At 75.9% G+C, this 15,305-nt stretch carries 15 protein-coding genes; 10 read left to right on the top strand and 5 right to left on the bottom strand.

The genetic code is table 11. From position 1 onward, the window contains the following. Nucleotides 1–516: 516 nt before the first annotated feature. The 5 genes from ACSUPT_RS27660 to ACSUPT_RS27640 all read left to right on the top strand — a co-directional run bounded on the left by ACSUPT_RS27660 (nucleotide 517) and on the right by ACSUPT_RS27640 (nucleotide 4,601). Entirely contained in the window at nucleotides 517–1,143 is a 627-nt protein-coding gene (locus ACSUPT_RS27660; RefSeq protein WP_351964197.1) for a helix-turn-helix transcriptional regulator, read from the top strand. Continuing rightward, entirely contained in the window at nucleotides 1,140–1,868 is a 729-nt protein-coding gene (locus ACSUPT_RS27655; RefSeq protein WP_436945996.1) for a helix-turn-helix transcriptional regulator, read from the top strand. Before ACSUPT_RS27660 ends, ACSUPT_RS27655 begins: the two co-directional genes overlap by 4 nt. A 170-nt stretch (nucleotides 1,869–2,038) precedes the next feature. Then, complete coding sequence (locus ACSUPT_RS27650; protein WP_403502284.1) at nucleotides 2,039–2,467, top strand: hypothetical protein; 429 nt, start codon at nucleotides 2,039–2,041, stop codon at nucleotides 2,465–2,467. Between the two features lie 71 nt (nucleotides 2,468–2,538). After that, nucleotides 2,539–3,120, top strand: coding sequence for a carbonic anhydrase (locus tag ACSUPT_RS27645; protein WP_351964194.1), 582 nt, complete (start codon nucleotides 2,539–2,541; stop codon nucleotides 3,118–3,120). A gap of 11 nt (nucleotides 3,121–3,131) precedes the next feature. Further along, nucleotides 3,132–4,601, top strand: a complete 1,470-nt coding sequence (locus ACSUPT_RS27640) for a SulP family inorganic anion transporter (RefSeq protein WP_436945995.1) — start codon at nucleotides 3,132–3,134, stop codon at nucleotides 4,599–4,601. A 282-nt stretch (nucleotides 4,602–4,883) separates the two neighbouring features. Here ACSUPT_RS27640 and ACSUPT_RS27635 read toward each other — a convergent pair whose 3' ends face one another. The 4 genes from ACSUPT_RS27635 to ACSUPT_RS27620 all read right to left on the bottom strand — a co-directional run bounded on the left by ACSUPT_RS27635 (nucleotide 4,884) and on the right by ACSUPT_RS27620 (nucleotide 11,367). After that, complete coding sequence (locus tag ACSUPT_RS27635) at nucleotides 4,884–5,504, bottom strand: hypothetical protein (RefSeq protein WP_403502280.1); 621 nt, start codon at nucleotides 5,502–5,504, stop codon at nucleotides 4,884–4,886. 331 nt (nucleotides 5,505–5,835) lie between these two features. Beyond that, entirely contained in the window at nucleotides 5,836–6,354 is a 519-nt protein-coding gene (locus tag ACSUPT_RS27630; RefSeq protein ID WP_403502277.1) for a hypothetical protein, read from the bottom strand. A 166-nt stretch (nucleotides 6,355–6,520) separates the two neighbouring features. After that, nucleotides 6,521–9,472, bottom strand: a complete 2,952-nt coding sequence (locus ACSUPT_RS27625) for a tetratricopeptide repeat protein (protein WP_436945994.1) — start codon at nucleotides 9,470–9,472, stop codon at nucleotides 6,521–6,523. Next, entirely contained in the window at nucleotides 9,469–11,367 is a 1,899-nt protein-coding gene (locus ACSUPT_RS27620) for an HSP90 family protein (RefSeq protein ID WP_436945993.1), read from the bottom strand. The genes ACSUPT_RS27625 and ACSUPT_RS27620 overlap by 4 nt, the downstream gene beginning before the upstream one ends. A 291-nt stretch (nucleotides 11,368–11,658) precedes the next feature. Here ACSUPT_RS27620 and ACSUPT_RS27615 point away from each other — a divergent pair, with 291 nt between their 5' ends. Genes ACSUPT_RS27615 through ACSUPT_RS27600 form a run of 4 tightly spaced genes read left to right on the top strand, consistent with a single transcriptional unit; the run spans nucleotide 11,659 to nucleotide 13,874 of the window. Further along, on the top strand, nucleotides 11,659–12,219 hold the full coding sequence (locus ACSUPT_RS27615; protein WP_436945992.1) for a TetR/AcrR family transcriptional regulator: 561 nt from the start codon (nucleotides 11,659–11,661) through the stop codon (nucleotides 12,217–12,219). After that, nucleotides 12,216–12,626, top strand: coding sequence for a DUF6463 family protein (locus ACSUPT_RS27610; RefSeq protein WP_436945991.1), 411 nt, complete (start codon nucleotides 12,216–12,218; stop codon nucleotides 12,624–12,626). The genes ACSUPT_RS27615 and ACSUPT_RS27610 overlap by 4 nt, the downstream gene beginning before the upstream one ends. After that, nucleotides 12,623–13,132 carry a hypothetical protein gene (locus ACSUPT_RS27605; protein WP_436945990.1) on the top strand — a complete coding sequence of 170 codons (510 nt, stop codon included), beginning with the start codon at nucleotides 12,623–12,625 and terminating at the stop codon, nucleotides 13,130–13,132. The genes ACSUPT_RS27610 and ACSUPT_RS27605 overlap by 4 nt, the downstream gene beginning before the upstream one ends. A 7-nt stretch (nucleotides 13,133–13,139) precedes the next feature. Then, entirely contained in the window at nucleotides 13,140–13,874 is a 735-nt protein-coding gene (locus ACSUPT_RS27600) for a YqjF family protein (protein WP_436945989.1), read from the top strand. A 122-nt stretch (nucleotides 13,875–13,996) separates the two neighbouring features. Here the strand turns inward: ACSUPT_RS27600 and ACSUPT_RS27595 are convergent, their stop codons facing one another. After that, complete coding sequence (locus ACSUPT_RS27595; RefSeq protein WP_436945988.1) at nucleotides 13,997–14,596, bottom strand: TetR family transcriptional regulator; 600 nt, start codon at nucleotides 14,594–14,596, stop codon at nucleotides 13,997–13,999. Between ACSUPT_RS27595 and ACSUPT_RS27590 the strand changes: the two genes are divergently transcribed. After that, on the top strand, nucleotides 14,490–15,248 hold the full coding sequence (locus ACSUPT_RS27590; protein ID WP_436945987.1) for a class I SAM-dependent methyltransferase: 759 nt from the start codon (nucleotides 14,490–14,492) through the stop codon (nucleotides 15,246–15,248). The genes ACSUPT_RS27595 and ACSUPT_RS27590 overlap by 107 nt on opposite strands. The last annotated feature ends 57 nt before the right edge of the window (nucleotides 15,249–15,305 follow it).

The following is a 15,305-nucleotide window of genomic DNA, read 5'->3' as shown; positions in this document are numbered from 1 at the left end:
CGTCCCGGTCCCATGGGGGTGGTCGCCCTGGGGGTCCGTGCGGGAGGGTGGTCCCGTCCCGGTGGGGGGCGGCGCCCCGGGCCCCGCACGGGAGGCCGTGCGCCGGGGCCGTACGGGCAGCTGCCCCCGGCCCCGCGGGGAGGGTGCCCCGAAGGCCCGTGGCCCGTACGGGAGCGGCGCCGCGGAGGCCCGTAGCCCGTACGGGAGGGGCGCCCGGCCGCGCGGCGGCGGGTTCGGCCCTCGTACGGGGGCGGCGCCCGGAACCCCGTACGCGTACGGGCCGTTCCGCCCGGGTGCCCGTGGCCGTGCAGCCGCCGCTGCCGGGCGCCCCGCGTGCGTACCGCCCCCCTTCCCGCCACGTGCCCCGGCGGCGGCCGCGTGGGTGCGGGCCCCGGCCTCCCCATTCCGGCCCGTGCGGTGGCGCAAAAGTGGGGGCGGGGGCCCGATGCACGCGGCGGTCAGGGGCCGGACGCTGGGTGCAGTGCCGCTACCCACGTCGCATGTTTGGAGGACTCGGTGGGAGAACCCGTGCTCGTCAGCGTCGTCGCCCTGGACCCGGTGCTGGAGGCCGGCATCCGGAGCACCCTGTCGGCGTGTCCGGAGATCGCCCTCACCACCGCGGCGGGCGAGCCGCGGGTCGTCGTGATGACCGTCGACCAGGTGTCCCCTTCCGAACTGGACGCCCTCCGGTCGGTCCGTGAGGCCCCGTCCCAGCCGGAGGTGGTCCTCGTCGCCAGCCGCCTGGCGCCCGGGGACGCCCTGCACGCCCTGGCGGCCGGGGCGCGGGGCCTGCTGCGCCGCTGCGAGGCGGACGCCGCACGGCTCACCCGCGCCGCGCTGGCCGCCGCGCGGGGCGACTGCACCCTGCCGCCCGACCTGCTCGACCGGCTCCTCCAGCACGCGGAGGCGGGGGGCGCGGGCACCGGCGGCTCCTCGCCCGCCTGGGCGGGGGCGAGCCTCGACGACCGCGAGCGCTCGGTGCTGCGCCTGGTCGCGGACGGCCACGAGACGAACGAGATAGCGCGGCGCCTGTGCTACTCGCCGCGCACGGTCACCTCCGTGGTGCACGACATCACCCGCCGGTTCCGGCTGCGCAACCGCGCGCACGCCGTCGCCTACGCGCTGCGGACGGGGCTGCTGTGACGGCCCTGGCGCAGGCCGCCCCGCCGGCCCAGGCCTCGGGCCCGGCGCAGGCCCAGGCCCGGATGCAGATGCCGTCCGGAGCCGCGGCGGCGGTGACGGGTGTGCGGGTGCGGGTGGTCCACGCGGCGGGCGGCCCGACGGCGGCCGGAGGGGCCGCGTCGTGCGGGCGGGTGGCGGCGCTGCTGCGGCAGGCGGGCATCGAACCGGTCACGGGGCCCGGCGCGCCGGACGAGCCGGCCGCCGGCCCGGGTACCGCCTGGCCCGACGCGGTCACCGTGGCGGTCACCGCGACCGTCGAGGAGGCGGTGGCGCTCTGCTCGGGCCCCGGCGACCGGCTGCTGGCCGTCTGCGACACGGTGTCGCCGTCCGGTCTGCGCGACGCGCTGCGGGCCGGGGTCCGCGCGGTCCTCCGCTCCCCCGACCTCACCCCGCCGCAGCTGGCCGCCGCCGTGTACGGGGCCTGGCACGGCGACAGCCGCGTGCCGTACTCGGCGCTGGTGCAGCTGCTGGGCGGGGCGCGGGCGGCCGACCCGCCGCGTCTGACACCGCGCCAGCACTCGGTGCTGTCGCTGATGGCGGAGGGGCACGGCAACGCGGTGATCGCCCAGACCCTGTCGTGCTCACCCCACACGGTGAAGAACACCGTGTACGAGCTGATGGGCCGTCTTCAGGCCCGTACCCGCGCCCAGGCGGTGGCCTGCGCCGTCCGATGGAGCATCATCTAGTTTTTCGCCACATCGGGTTGTTTTTCAGTCGGAAATACCCTCCGTTCACCGTGTCGCCGTAACCCCGCAACCTCCGCCGACATTACTCTCCATTGACCCGGCCTTTAATTCGTCTTGGTGAAGCCGGGCCCCCGACTTGGAGAACACGGCCCCGGAGGGAGGGACGGCACATGCGCTCATCCGCCCCGGTCAGGACGGCCGCGCGGGCCGTCCTGACCCTCCTCGTGCCACCCCTGGCGGTGCTCGCCCTCGTCGTCGCGCAGTTACTGATCCTCACCGCCCCGGCGCACGGCCGCACTCCGGGCCCGCACACCGGGGCGGACATGCCCCGCCTCCACGCCCCGGCCGCCACCGCGCAGCACGCGGGCACCGGGAAGCGGGACTGCGACCAGCCCGCGGCCGCCGTCGGCGACGCCCCGCGCGGCCGCGACCGGCACCGCCCGTGCGGTCACGCGCCGCTTCCCCCGCAGGCCGACCGCCCGTCGTGCGCGGCCGACGCGGCGGCGGACCGCGTCCGGGCCGGCCCCGTCCCGCTGCCGCGCCGGGAGAGACCGCCCACCTCCCGTGTCCTCGCCCGCCTCCAGGTGTTCCGCTGCTGACCGGCGCCGTCCCATCCGGCCCCGTCTCATCGGTCCGACGCGCCGTTACGGCGCGCCAGGAGGAAACACCTATGCAGCCCCTCATCGACAACGCCCGCTCGTTCGGACAGCGCCCTGAGGAGTTCGCCAAGCTGGCGGAAGGCCAGTCGCCCGAGGTCCTCTTCATCACCTGCTCCGACTCGCGGGTCGTCCCCGCCCTGATCACGGGCGCCCGCCCCGGCCAGCTGTTCGAGCTGCGCACGGCGGGCAACATCGTCCCCCCGTACACCTCCGGCCGGCCCACCGGCGAGGCCGCCACGATCGAGTACGCCGTCGAGGTCCTCGGCGTGCGCGACGTGGTGGTGTGCGGCCACTCCCACTGCGGCGCCGTGGGCGCCCTGGTGCGCGGCGACGACCTCAGCGCCGTACCGGCCGTCCGCGAATGGCTGGCGCACGCCGTGCCCGAACCGGCGACGGGACGGCCCGACGACCCGACCGTCGCGGAGGCCGTCCAGCACCACGTGCTGGCCCAGCTGCTGCGGCTGCGCTCGTACCCCTGCGTCGAACAGCGCCTGCGGGACGGCCGGCTCACGCTGCGCGGCTGGTACTACGAGGTCCACACCGGGTCCGTGCGGGAGCACCGCGCGGACACCGACTCGTTCGAGTCCCTGTGAGGGCGGACACCGTGGCGTCCCGATTCCCCCATCTGCGGCAGGACTTCGCCGCCTCGCTCGTCGTCTTCCTCGTCGCCCTCCCGCTCTGCCTGGGCGTCGCCGTCGCCTCCGGGGTCCCCGCCGAACTGGGCCTGGTCACCGGCATCGTGGGCGGTATCGTCACCGGCCTGATGCGCGGCAGCAGCCTCCAGGTGTCCGGCCCGGCGGCCGGCATGACCGTGCTCGTCTTCGAGGCCGTCCACGAGTTCGGACTGCCCGCCCTCGGCGTGATCGTGCTGCTGGCGGGGCTCCTCCAGATCGTCCTCGGCGCGCTGCGCTGGGGCCGCTGGTTCCGGGCGATCTCCGTGTCCGTCGTGGAGGGCATGCTCGCCGGGATCGGCCTCGTCATCATCGCCGGCCAGGTGTACGCCGCCGCCGGCGTGGAGGCCCCCACCTCGGGCCTCGGCAAGATCGCCGGGTTGCCCGGCGCGATCGTGGAGGTCGCCGGCAGCGGTACGGCGCTGCTGTCGCTCGCCGTCGGCGCGGGCACCATCGGCGTGATGGTGCTGTGGCAGCGGATGCCGGAGCGGGTCCGCACGGTCCCCGGCGCGCTCGCCGCGGTCGTGCTGGCTACCGCCGCCACGCAGCTGCTGTCCCTGCCCCTGGCGACCGTGGAGGTCGACGGACTGCTCGACGCCGTCCAGCCGCCCGGTCTCGACGCCTTCGGCCGGCTCGGCGACATCGCCCTGCTGGGCACCGTCCTCGCCTTCGCGCTGATCGCGTCGGCGGAGTCGCTGTTCAGCGCGGCGGCCGTGGACCGCCTCCACGACGGTCCGCGCACCCGCTACGACCAGGAGCTGATCGCCCAGGGCACCGGCAACACGGTCTGCGGTCTGCTCGGCGCCCTGCCGATGACCGCGGTGATCGTCCGCAGTTCCGCCAATGTGCAGGCGGGCGCCCGCACCAAGGCGTCGCGGGTGATGCACGGCGTATGGCTGCTGCTGTTCGCGACACTGCTCCCGGCGACCCTGGGGCTCATCCCGCTCGCCGCGCTCGCCGGCGTCCTGGTCCACGCGGGCTGGAAGCTGATCCCCTTCCGGGCCGTCGTCTCCCTGTGGCGCGCGCACCGCGGGGAGGCCCTGATCCTGGTCGTGACGGCGGTGTCCATCGTCGCGGTCAACATGTTCGAGGGCGTACTGATCGGGCTCGCCCTGTCGGTGGCGAAGGCCGCGTGGGACGCGTCCCACATCCGCCTGAACGTCGTCGACCCGGGCACGGGCCCCGTCCTCGCCCAGCTGACGGGGAACGCCACGTTCCTGCGGCTGCCCAAGATCCTCGACACCCTGGAGGCCCTCCCCCACGACCGGCCGGTGGAGCTGGACCTGTCGGGTCTGCACCACCTCGACCACGCGTGCCGCACGGCACTGGAGAACTGGTCGGAACGCCACAGCGCCACCCTGGCGGCCGCCGAGGCCAGACCTCCGGAGCCGTCCGCCCTGTAACCCCCGGAGCCGCCCGCCCTGTGACCCCCTGGGCAGAGCGCCCCGCGACGCCCGGACCGTCCTCCCGGTGACCCCGGGCCGTGCCGACGCGTCCCCTTCGGACGGGGGCCCCGACCACCTCGGGCCCCCGTCCACGCACCTGTGGGGCACCCACCCCGCACCATTGGGCCCCGGCCCGCACCATTGGGCCCCAGTCCGCCCCTTTGGGCGCCGGTCCGCACCTTCGGGCCCATTCCCGCACCCGCGTCCTCGGCCGCCGTCACCCACGGCGGCGGACGGCGTTCAGCCCATGGGCCGCCTGGCCTCTGCGCGCACTTGGAGCACCTGCTTCGCGGTGGCGTCGAGGTCCACGGACCCAGGCCCCTGACCGGTGTCCGCGTCCGCGGCGGAGGCGCGGAAGGCGACGTAGCCGACCGTGTTGGCGTCCCCCCACGCGCAGACCGGGACCGTGGCGGTGCCCGACGCGTCCTTGGACAGCAGGACCGTGCACTCGAGTTCGACATCCGAGCCGGCGGGCCTGATCGTCCTCGACGGACCGGGCGCGCTCATGCCGTCGGCCTCCCGCATCCCCTTCAGCAGACTGGCGCGCTCCCGCTCGGGGAACTTGAACTGGCCGTACATCCCCACGAGCACCAGGCCCTGGTGCCCGTCCGCGGCCGTGCCGCTGTACGAGCCGACGACGGAGGAGGCGGTGCGCGACGAGGGCCCGTCGTAGTCGGTCTCCTTGCGCGCCTGAGCGTCCGCCTCCGCCGAACTGTCCTCGACCAGCCGGTAGTCACCGCCGAGGAGCGTGGCGGGCACGGTGAGGCGGTACTCGGCCGCCGGGAACGGCCGCGCGGCGCCGCCGCCTTCCATGAGCTGCTTGCCCAGATACGACAGACCGGCGAGACCCGCGAGCGACACCGCGACGATGCCGACGACCAGCCATGGCCGTCCGCCGCGCCGTGACGGCGGCCCAGCGGGCGGCGCTCCGAGAGGGGGCGCGCCCCAGTGCCCGGGTGCCGGGTACGCCGGCTGCGGATACCCGGGGGACGGCTGCGCGTAGGGGCCCGGCTGCTGAGGCGGGGCGCCGTACGGTCCCGGCGGCGGCTGGTGCCCGTACGGTCCCGGCTGCGGCGCCTGCCCGTACGGTCCCGGCGGCTGGGACGCTCCGTGGGGGCCGGGTTGCCGAGTCGGGGGTATGGGCTGATTCATGATCACAGACTAGGTGATGCCCCGGTACGTCCGCCGCGCCTTACGGCCTGGGCTGAAAACCCCATGAGGCGGGCCACCGCCACCGGCTACGGCGGCCGGGCGGGGCGGCCGTCACGGCATGGGGGATCCCCAGCCCGTCCAGGCGGGCGAGCAGCCGGCCGTGTTCCGCCTCGGTGAGGGCGAACCAGAGCGACGTTCCCGTGTCGGCGGCGCTCAGCAGCACCCGCTCGCCCCGTTGGCATTCGGCGTAGATCGTGTAGGGCGCGAGCTCCCGCAGGACACCGAACTGGATGTCGTCGTGGACGTCGATCGCGATGCCCATGCGGGGGTCCCGGCGGAAGCGCTCGGGTGCGGCCGCCTCCCCGAGGGCGACGGCCAGCTCGTAGGAGCCCGCCACGTCGGACGGCCACGGCTCGTCGCTGTAGGCGTCCAGGGACGCGGTGTGCAGCGCGGGCCGCAACACGCTCAGTGCCTCCCGGCACACGCGCGCGGCGTCCTCGGGCCGCGTGCCCTCCGCGAGGACGAACGGGCTCCTGGGCTCATCGGTCTGTCCATGCATCAGCCGATGCTCCCACGCCGCCGTGGGCGCCCCACCGCCCGTGCCCGCCGGTCACACAGGTGCCTGCCTTCCTTGCCCGCCGGTCACCCGCGCGCCGTCCCGTGGCCGGTGCGGCCCGCAGCGGGGAAGGGGGCGCCCGGCCTTCGGCAGCCGGGCGCCCCATCGCTCAGTCCTCCCGGGCCCACTCCTCCAGCCGGGCCCGCACCCGCGTCAGCATCCCGCGGGCCTCCTCCGTGTCGATCGCCTCCAGCTCCCGGGCGAGGGAGCGAAGGCGGGCCTCGGCCTCCTGCGGCCGGTCCAGCTTCCTTTCGAGCCAGGCCGCGTAGAAGACGGTGCGGACGCGATCACCCAGCACGTCCGGCCCGAGGTCCGCGAGCACCCGCTGGGCCCGGTCCAGGAGTTCCAGCGCCTCGCCGTGCACGTCCTCGGCGGACCGGCGCACGCCCTCGACCGCCTCGGCGCCCTCGGCACCCTGCGCGGCTTCCGCGGTCTCGGCTTCGTGGCCCTCCACCAGCAGTTCCGCCATCTGCGCCCAGGTGTGGGCGCGCTCCTCCAGCAGCACCGGGCCGTCGCCCTCCAGTGCCGTCAGCGCGCGGCCCATCAGCTCGCCGGCTGTCGCCCGGTCGCCCCGGCCCGCTTCGAGCCAGGCGAGGGAGCGCAGCGCACGGGCCTGGGCCCGCGGTTCGCCCACCTGCTCCCACAGCGCGATCGCCCGGTGGTACGCGGACGCGGCCTCGTCCGCCAGCTCGCCCAGCCGGGCGAGGTTCTCGGCGGCGAGCGTCGCCAGCTGGGCGTGCGCGCCCTGGTGCTCCCACCCGGCGGCGACCTCGGCCGCGCGGAGGTACTGCTCGGCGGCGCCCCGGTGGTCGCCGAGCGCCCGCAGGTTGCGCGCCAGGGCGTCACGGGCCTGTACGGCCTGGTCGTCGCCGTGCTCCAGCAGGTCCGGCAGGGCCGACTCCAGCACCTCCGCGGCCTCGGCGGACCGCCCGGCCTCGCCGAGCGCCCGGCCGAGCACCAGTCGGGCGTACGCCCCGGCGCCCTCGGTGTCGCCCGCCGCGTCGTACCAGTGGGCCGCCTCGAGGGCGTACTCGGCGGCCTCCGCCTCCTTGCCGTCCTGCGCGTAGAGCGCTTCCGCCAGCGTGAGGCGTACCCCGGCCAGGTCGTGCGGGGAGGTCAGTTCGGCGCTGTGCCCGTAGGCCTCGCGCGCCGACTCCTCCGCCTCCGCGGTCCGGCCCAGGCGCAGCAGCAGACGGGCGCGGGTGGCGAGCGGTGCGGCCGCCTGCCAGGGGCGTCCGGCTTCGAGGGAGCGCCGGGCGGCGCGGGTCAGCAGGGTGTGGGCGGCCTGCGCGTCGCCCGCCTGCCAGGCCAGGTCGGCGCGGGTCTCGTCCGCCTCCGCGAGCAGGTCGTCGACTCCGCCGCCCGCGGCGTCGGCGTCGAGGTACGGCGCGAACCGCTCCTCGAACGCGGCGAGGGCGGCGTCGAGGCGGCCGGCGCCGTGGTCGTCCGTGTCGTGGTCGAGCATCGCCTCGGCCTTGGCCCGCATGAGGGCGACGGCGGCGATGCGGCGGACGCGGGTCGGTTCGGCCGGATCGAGCGCCTCGGCGGACGCGGCGGCCTGCGCGAACAGGGCGCGTGCCTCGTCGGGTCCGGCACCGGCCCGCAGCGCGGCGACGGCGACGCGGAGCTCGGCGAGCACGGCCCTGCCGGGCTCGCCCGCCTCGCGGTAGGCGGCGACGACCCGCTCGAACCGTTCGCGGGCGTCGCCGTCGTCGGCGCGGCCCGCGGCGAGGGCCCGGTGGTCGAGGAGGTCGGCGGCGAGCAGGGGGTCTCGGGCCGTGTCCGCGTCGGTGGCGACGGCGGCCACCCGGTCCCACGCGGCGTCGGCGCGGGGGTGCCCCTGGCCGCGCAGCCGCCGTGCCTCGGCGACGAGTTGGGCGAGGGTCGCCGTGTCGTCCCGTACGGGCTCGGGGGCGGCCGGGGCGGGTGCCGCGGCGGGCACCGCGGTCGAGGGGCGTACGCCGAGGGGCAGGGCGGCGAGCAGCGGCTCCTGCTCCAGCCGGCGCTTGAGGCGGCCGGAGACGACGGTGCTGCCGTTGCGGGCGTCGAAGCGGGCGGCGATGGCGGTGGCGTCCGCGTCGAGCAGGTCGTGCAGATCGCGTACGGTGCGCTGCTCGCCCTGGTAGGGGACGGCCGGCTGGTCGCCGGCGCCCAGGGCCAGCAGGCGGCGGAGCAGGACGAGGGTGCCCGTCAGCAGTTGGAGGCGTGCCCACGGGTTGCCGTCGGAGGCGAGGTGCGCCGCGTGTTCGGCGAGCAGTTCCAGGCCGCGTGCCTCGTTTCCGGTGAGGGCGCAGAACTCGATGTGCAGGCCGACGGACGGCAGCAGGCTCTCGTTGCCCCGGGCCATGCGGTAGCCGCGCAGGTGGTGGGCGCGCGCCTGGTCGTGGCGGCCGGTGCGCACCAGTGGCAGCAGGGACTTGGCGAGGACGCGGTGCGGCTCCTCCATGCAGGTGCTCGTGCCGTCGAGGACGGGGGCCCAGACCTGCAGCGCCTTCTCGTCGTCCTCGCCGCGCCAGTGGGAGCCCTGGGCGTTGATCTCGCAGGCGTGGCAGTTGGCCATCTCGTCGCGGTCGGCCGCCGTCCACGCGGCGAAGGCCCGCTCGGCCCGCTCGCCGTCGCCCGTGTCGACGGCGAGTTCGTACTCGGCCTGCCGGACGGCTCGTTCGCTGTATCCGGCGGTGCGGTAGCGGCGCTCCATCTCGGCGAGCCACTGCTCCATGGTGGCGAGCGGGATCTCGGGGAGCGTGAGCATGCCGGAGCTGACCCACTTGAACACCCAGTGGAAGGTGTGGGTGTCGCTGCTGCAGAAGGCCGAGGGGTCGCGGTCCCACTCCTGGAGGAGCCGGGCGAACGGGACGAGCATCTTGCCGCGCTCGGTGCTGTACTCGTAGGCGCGGATGGCTCCGAACAGGGCCTGGCGCAGCAGCGCGGGGTCGCCGGCCGCCTCGGCCGCGGCGACGAGCTCCTCGGCGCGGGCGTTGCGCAGGAGGCCGTTGGGGGCGCGGTCGTTCTCCCACAGGGCACGGCGGATGGCTTCGGGCGAGTGTTCCGCGGTGGTCACTTGTCGTCCTCCTGGGTGTCGCGGGCGGTGGTGGGGTGGGTCGCCCATTCCAGGAGCCCGAGGAAGGCCCGGTTGAGCAGTGAGGTGTCGGCGGGGCGCAGGGGGCGCTGTGCCATGAGCAGTGCCTGTCCGTACAGCGATTCGACGGCGGTCCCGGCGAGGTCGGCGTCGGTGATGGCGGCGATGCGGCGGACCAGGGGGTTGTTGTGGTTGAGGACGAGGCGGGCGCGGGGGGCGGCGCCGCGCAGCGCGCCGAGGATGTCGCTCCACAGCGGGTCGGCGCCCTCTTCGGCGGCGGCGCGGTCGCGTTCGTGCCGTGCCTCGCGGTCGTCGAGGTAGAGCGCGGGGACGGTGACCGGCTGGAACGCGCGCAGGGCGACGTCGCAGCCGAGCGGGTCGAGGCGGGCCCTGGCGGTGGCGAGGAAGCCGGAGAGCGCGAGCTCCTGCCGGGGTTCGACGGGGTCGAGGTGGGCGGTGACGGCGCCGGCGTCGAGCTCGCTGACGGTGACGCCGTCGCGGACCTGCGGGAGCAGGGCGATGAGGTCGGTGTCGTAGGTGTAGCCGCCGTTGACGACGCCGAGGCCGTGTGCGGCGGCGATGGGCGCGACCTGGCGGAACTCCTCCACGGTGCGGGTGAAGTGCACGCGGGGGTGGGCGCGGACGAATGCGTCGAGGGTGACCTGCCCGTCGCTGGTCTCGAAGGGCAGCCACGGCAGCATCAGCCGGAACAGTTCGGTGTCGTGCCGCGCCATCGACTTGACGCCCAGGTGGTGGACGGCGAGGAAGGCGGCGAGCCGGTCCGGGTCGCCGGCGGCCAGTTCGGTGAGCCACTCGCGGACGCGGCCGCCGAGGGCGTCGCGCACGGCGGCGAGGGTCTCGTCGTCGTAGAGGTTCTCGCGGGAGGCGGTGGGGCGCAGCGTGTCGGTGTCGAGGACGACACGGACGAAGAACGCCCAGTCGGGCAGCAGGTTGTCCGCGCGGTCGGTGAGGAGCATGCCCTTGAGGTAGACGCGGTGGGCGGCGCGGCCCGCGGGGCTGGTGGCGGTGGGCAGCACGTAGGCGACGCCCCGCACTCCGGCGACGGGCAGGTCCAGATCGATGGAGTCGAGCGGGGTGAACCCGAAGACGCGCGCGCAGTGCCCGGCGAGGGCGACCCGGCGGGCGGTGGGCGTGGGGTAGGGCCGGTCCCACACGGCGGGCCGCTCGGTCAGCGGGCGGTCGGTCGCGTCGGGGCCGGTGAAGGTGACGTCGTACGGCAGCAGGGAGCCGAAGTCGCGGGCGAGTTCGGCGACGCGCCGGGGGTCGGTCCACTCCTCGGCGCCCGGGCGGGGCTCCAGGCGGACGGTGGTGCCGGGCTCGGGGCGGGCGTCGTCGGGGAGGGTCCGCACGGTGTACGAGCCGTCGTCGGCGGCCAGCCACTCGACGGGGGGCTCGCCGGGCTTGCGGGCGGAGCGGGAGACGACGCGGATCTGCCGGGCGACGACGAAGCAGGCGAGCAGTCCGATGCCGAACTGGCCGAGGAATTCCCGCCGGGCGCTGTCGAGGGCGTCCCGCTTGGAGCTGCGGCCGATGGTGGCGAGGAGGGTGTGCACCTCGTCGGCGGTGAGCCCGATGCCGGAGTCCTCCATGACGACGGCGTCGCCGGTGGCCGTGAGGCGGATGCGCGTGGGCGCCGACGGGTCGTGGGCGAGGCGCGCGGTGACGGCGTCCACGGCGTTCTGCAGCAGCTCGCGGACGTAGACGCGGGGGCTGGAGTACAGGTGGTGGGACAGCAGGTCCACCAGGCCGCGCAGGTCCACCTGGAAGGTGTTGACGGACGGCTCGGGGGACGCGGACTGCCGCGACGGGCCGGACGGCTCGGGGGTGTCGGGCGATTCGGATGCGGTGAGGTTCATGGGCAGCTCTGAGCAGCCACGCGGCACCGGACGGCGGCCGCGGGTGCGGGTCGGGCGATCGCGGGGTCCCCCCCTCACGATGCGCAATGGGCCCGGCCCGCCCGGTCGGCGCGCGCATCGGGCACGTGACCGGGGAGGACTCGGAATTCACGACCATCGTAGGGATCGCCACCGACAATGCCCAGGCGGTATTCCCCCGCCCTGGGGAAAACCGCGCGGGGCTCCGTACCATACGGTACGGTATGGTGGTCGGAGGAAGCAGTGAGGACCGGAGAACGGGCGGGGCGGCGTATGGCGGACAGACGGGACTGGCTGGAGGAAGGGCTCCGCGTACTGGGCGAGGAGGGGGCGCCGGCGCTGACCGTCGACCGGCTCGCCGCGCGCCTGGGGCTGACCAAGGGCTCGTTCTACCACCACTTCAAAGGCATGACCGGATACAAGACCGACCTGCTCGCCCACTACGAGGCGGAGCACACCGGCCGGTACATCGCCGACGCCGAGCGCGAGGGCGGCGCCGCCCCGCGCGACCGGCTGCTGCGTCTGCGCGATCTGGTCCTCCAGGACAAGGCCGGCAGCGACCGGCTGGAGATCGCCATGCGCGCCTGGGCGCTGCAGGACCCAGAGGTCCGCGCCCTGCAGCAGCGCGTGGACGAGCTGCGCGTCGGCTATCTGCGGGAGCTCGTCGGCGGCGCGGGCGGCGGGGACGCCGACGCGACGCCGCTCGCCCGCCTGCTGTATCTGCTGCTGGTCGGCGCCCAGCAGCTGGTACCGCCGCTTCCCGCCGAGGAGTTGCGGGAGGTCTACGGCCTGGCGCTGCGTCTGGCGCCGCAGGAGGAGGGACCCGGCACATGAGCGGACTGGCGCGCTGGATACCGCGGCTGATCATCGCGACCGCGGCGCTGCACTTCGTCTGGGCGTTCGTCCAGCCCCACGCCTGGGCGGACATCGCCGGAGAGGGCTTCTTCCGGACCTCCGTCGACACGGCGGCGCCGGACTACTTCGCGCGTGAGGCGAGCATCTGGTTCATGGCCTGCGGGGTCGCGCTGCTCGCGCTGGGCACCATGTCCCGGCACGCGCTGCGCGCCACCGGGCGCCTGCCGGCCCAGGTGGGCTGGTACCTGCTGGTTCTGGGCGTGCCGCTGTGCGTCTTCTCCTTCCCGGTCACCGGCAGTTGGGCGCTCATCGCCATCGGCGTCCTGGCCCTGGCGGCGAGCCGCCGTGCCGCGCCGCACGACGCGCCCACGCGGGGCCGGCCGTGACGCCCGTGGAGCCGCTCCCCGCGCCGCCGCCCGCCCGCTGGGCGGTGTGGGCGGCGTGGGCGGCGCCGCTGGGCGTGCTGCCCTCCGCCGTGTGGCGGGTCGCGGTCGGGGTCGGCAACGGCCACACGGCGGTGGAGAGCGCCTACATGGTGGGCCTGAGCGGGTTGACGGTCCCTCTGGCGTATCTGACGGTGGGGCTGGTGAGCGGCTGGGGCCGGGTCTTCCCCCGGTGGCTGCCCGTCGTGGGCGGGCGGCCCGTGCCCGGGCGCGCGGTGCTGCGCGTCGCCCGGACCGGCGGGGCGCTGCTGGTGCTGATCACCCTCTACGGCGTCGCCAACGGCGTCTTCGGGTTCGTGGAGGAGGGTCCGCGGCTCATCGCGCAGGAGCGGGAGTATCCGCAGCCCCCGGCGTGGGTGGCGTACCTGTACCTGCCCGCGGCGGCCTGGGGGTTCCTCGTTCTGGCCGTCTGCCGCGACTACGCCCGGCGGATGCCCCGTCCGGCATGATGGGCGCATGACGGAGCCGTACGAGGCGCTGACCGCGACCACCCCGCGTGTGGTGCGCCGCCCGGTCCTGTCGCAGCGGTGGACGGATGTGGTGTTCCTCCACTGGCCCGCCGCCCCGGCGGACGTGGCGCCGCTGCTGCCGCACGGCACTCGCCCCGACGTGCTGGACGGCACCACGTATGTGGGTCTCGTCGCGTTCCGCATGGAGGCGGTGGCGTTCGGGCGCGGCCCCGCCATGCCGTATCTCGGCACGTTCCCGGAGACGAACGTACGGCTCTACAGCGTCGACGCCCGGGGCCGGCGCGGGGTCGTGTTCCTGAGCATGGACGCCGCCCGGCTGCTGCCCGCGCTGGCCGGGCGGGCCGCCTTCCGGCTGCCGTACCGCTGGGCGTCGATGCGCATCAGCCGGTCGGGCGACCGCCTCACGTACACGGGGCGCAGGCTCGCGGCGGGAGGGGCGGCCGGGTACCGGCTGACCGTCGAGGCGGGCCGGCCCCTGGACGGGCCGAGCGACCTGGACATGTTCCTCACCGCCCGCTGGGGCCTGCACGCCGACTGGTACGGCCGCACGCTGTACCTGCCGAACGACCACCCGGCCTGGCCGCTCCACCACGCGCGCGTGGAGCACCTGGAGGAGAACCTCGTCCAGGCGGCGGGGCTGCCCGCGCCGGCGGGTCCGCCGTGCAGCGTCCTCTACTCCCCCGGCGTACCGGCCCTCTTCGGCGTACCCGCAGCCGCATAGGGCCCGTGGGCTGCGCCCACGACTTGGTCCGGGCGGCCGCACACCCGGTCCGCGGCACCGCTGTTCCGGTGATCGCCGTCAGCGCGCGTCCGGCAGGGCCGGGCGGGCGCGGGCGGCGGTCCTCATCCGCGGGGCGTCCGCAGGGCGGGGCCGACGAGCGCGGCCACCATCCGCTCCACCGTCTCGGCGGTGGGCGGGGGGCCGGTCCGGTCGGCGTACAGCAGGTGGCCCCCGCCGATCAGGGCGGGGGCCAGCGACTCCACGTCGGCCTCCGCCGCCAGGCGGCCGAGGTCGCGTTCAGCGGTGAGGTACGCGGCCAGTGAGGCCGTGGCCTCGGCCAGCAGCGGTACGCCGGTGGGCCACCTCCGGCGCAGCCGCGCCCGCAGTTCGTCGCGGGCGGCGACGAGACCCACGACCGCGAGGGCGACCGTGCCGAACAACTCGGCCAGGGCAGCCGTCAGATTGCCGGTGACGGTGCCCGTGCCCGCCGCGCCGCGCAGCTCTGCCGCGCGGGCCTCCACACCGGCCGCGCGGTCCTCCACCAGCCTGGCGAGGAAGTCGTCGAAGTCCGTGAAGTGCCGGTGCAGGACGCCCTTCGCGCAGCCGGCCTCCGCCGTGACGGCCCTGCTGGTCAGCGCGCTGGGCCCGCCGTCGCGCAGGACCCGTTCGGCGGCGTCGAACAGCTGCCGCCGCACCTCGCGGATCGCCACCCCTGTCGGCATCGGCACGGGCATCGCGGCCCGCCTGTTCCGCGCGGCCGGCTGCGCGGTGCTCGGCGTGGACCCCGACGCGCGGATGGCCGACGTGGCGCGGCGGCGGGGCGACCGGGTCGAGGTGGCGGCGTTCGAGGAGTGGGACCCCGCGGGCCGGTCGTTCGACGCCGTGGTGTCGGGCCAGAGCTGGCACTGGATCGACCCGGTGGCCGGCGCGGCGAAAGCCGCCGAGGTGCTGCGGCCCGGCGGCCTGCTGGCCGTCTTCTGGAACGACGGCCGGCCACCGCGCGAGCTCGCCGACGCGTTCGCCGAGGTGTACCAGCGGGTCGCGCCCGACGTACCGGCCGCGCGGCTGTGGAGGGCGAGCGCCGAGGAGCCGTACGCGGCCGTCATCCGCCGGGCGGCGGACGGGATGCGGGCGGCGGGCTCGTTCAGCGAGCCGGAGGTGTGGCGCTTCGCGTGGGAGCTGCCGTCCACGCGCGACGCATGGCTGGACCACCTGTTCACGACGGGCGGCCACGCCGGGCTGCCCCCGGCCACTGTGGCGCGGCTGGCGGCGGGCGTCGGCGCCGCCGTGGACGCGGCGGGCGGCTCCTTCACCGCGCGGTTCACGACGGTCGCGCTGACCGCGCAGTGCGCCGAATCCGCTGCTCGCGCGTGAGCGGCCCGCCGGGTAGCGTTCTCGCCTGCCCGTTGGGGCGGATGACTTCCCGGGGGG

The organism is Streptomyces sp. SudanB25_2051, from assembly GCF_964272635.1.
Lineage (GTDB): Bacteria > Actinomycetota > Actinomycetes > Streptomycetales > Streptomycetaceae > Streptomyces.
Note: the sequence above shows the minus strand (reverse complement) of the source record. Positions and strands in the feature narration are given on the sequence as shown.

What these genes read in the sequence shown, in the direction of transcription:
- ACSUPT_RS27650 (WP_403502284.1), top strand. Translation starts at nt 2,039, where the DNA reads ATGCGCTCATCCGCCCCGGTCAGGACGGCCGCGCGGGCCGTCCTGACC.
- ACSUPT_RS27645 (WP_351964194.1), top strand. Translation starts at nt 2,539, where the DNA reads ATGCAGCCCCTCATCGACAACGCCCGCTCGTTCGGACAGCGCCCTGAG.
- ACSUPT_RS27630 (WP_403502277.1), bottom strand. Translation starts at nt 6,354, where the DNA reads ATGCATGGACAGACCGATGAGCCCAGGAGCCCGTTCGTCCTCGCGGAG.
- ACSUPT_RS27620 (WP_436945993.1), bottom strand. Translation starts at nt 11,367, where the DNA reads ATGAACCTCACCGCATCCGAATCGCCCGACACCCCCGAGCCGTCCGGC.
- ACSUPT_RS27615 (WP_436945992.1), top strand. Translation starts at nt 11,659, where the DNA reads ATGGCGGACAGACGGGACTGGCTGGAGGAAGGGCTCCGCGTACTGGGC.
- ACSUPT_RS27610 (WP_436945991.1), top strand. Translation starts at nt 12,216, where the DNA reads ATGAGCGGACTGGCGCGCTGGATACCGCGGCTGATCATCGCGACCGCG.
- ACSUPT_RS27600 (WP_436945989.1), top strand. Translation starts at nt 13,140, where the DNA reads ATGACGGAGCCGTACGAGGCGCTGACCGCGACCACCCCGCGTGTGGTG.
- ACSUPT_RS27595 (WP_436945988.1), bottom strand. Translation starts at nt 14,596, where the DNA reads ATGCCGACAGGGGTGGCGATCCGCGAGGTGCGGCGGCAGCTGTTCGAC.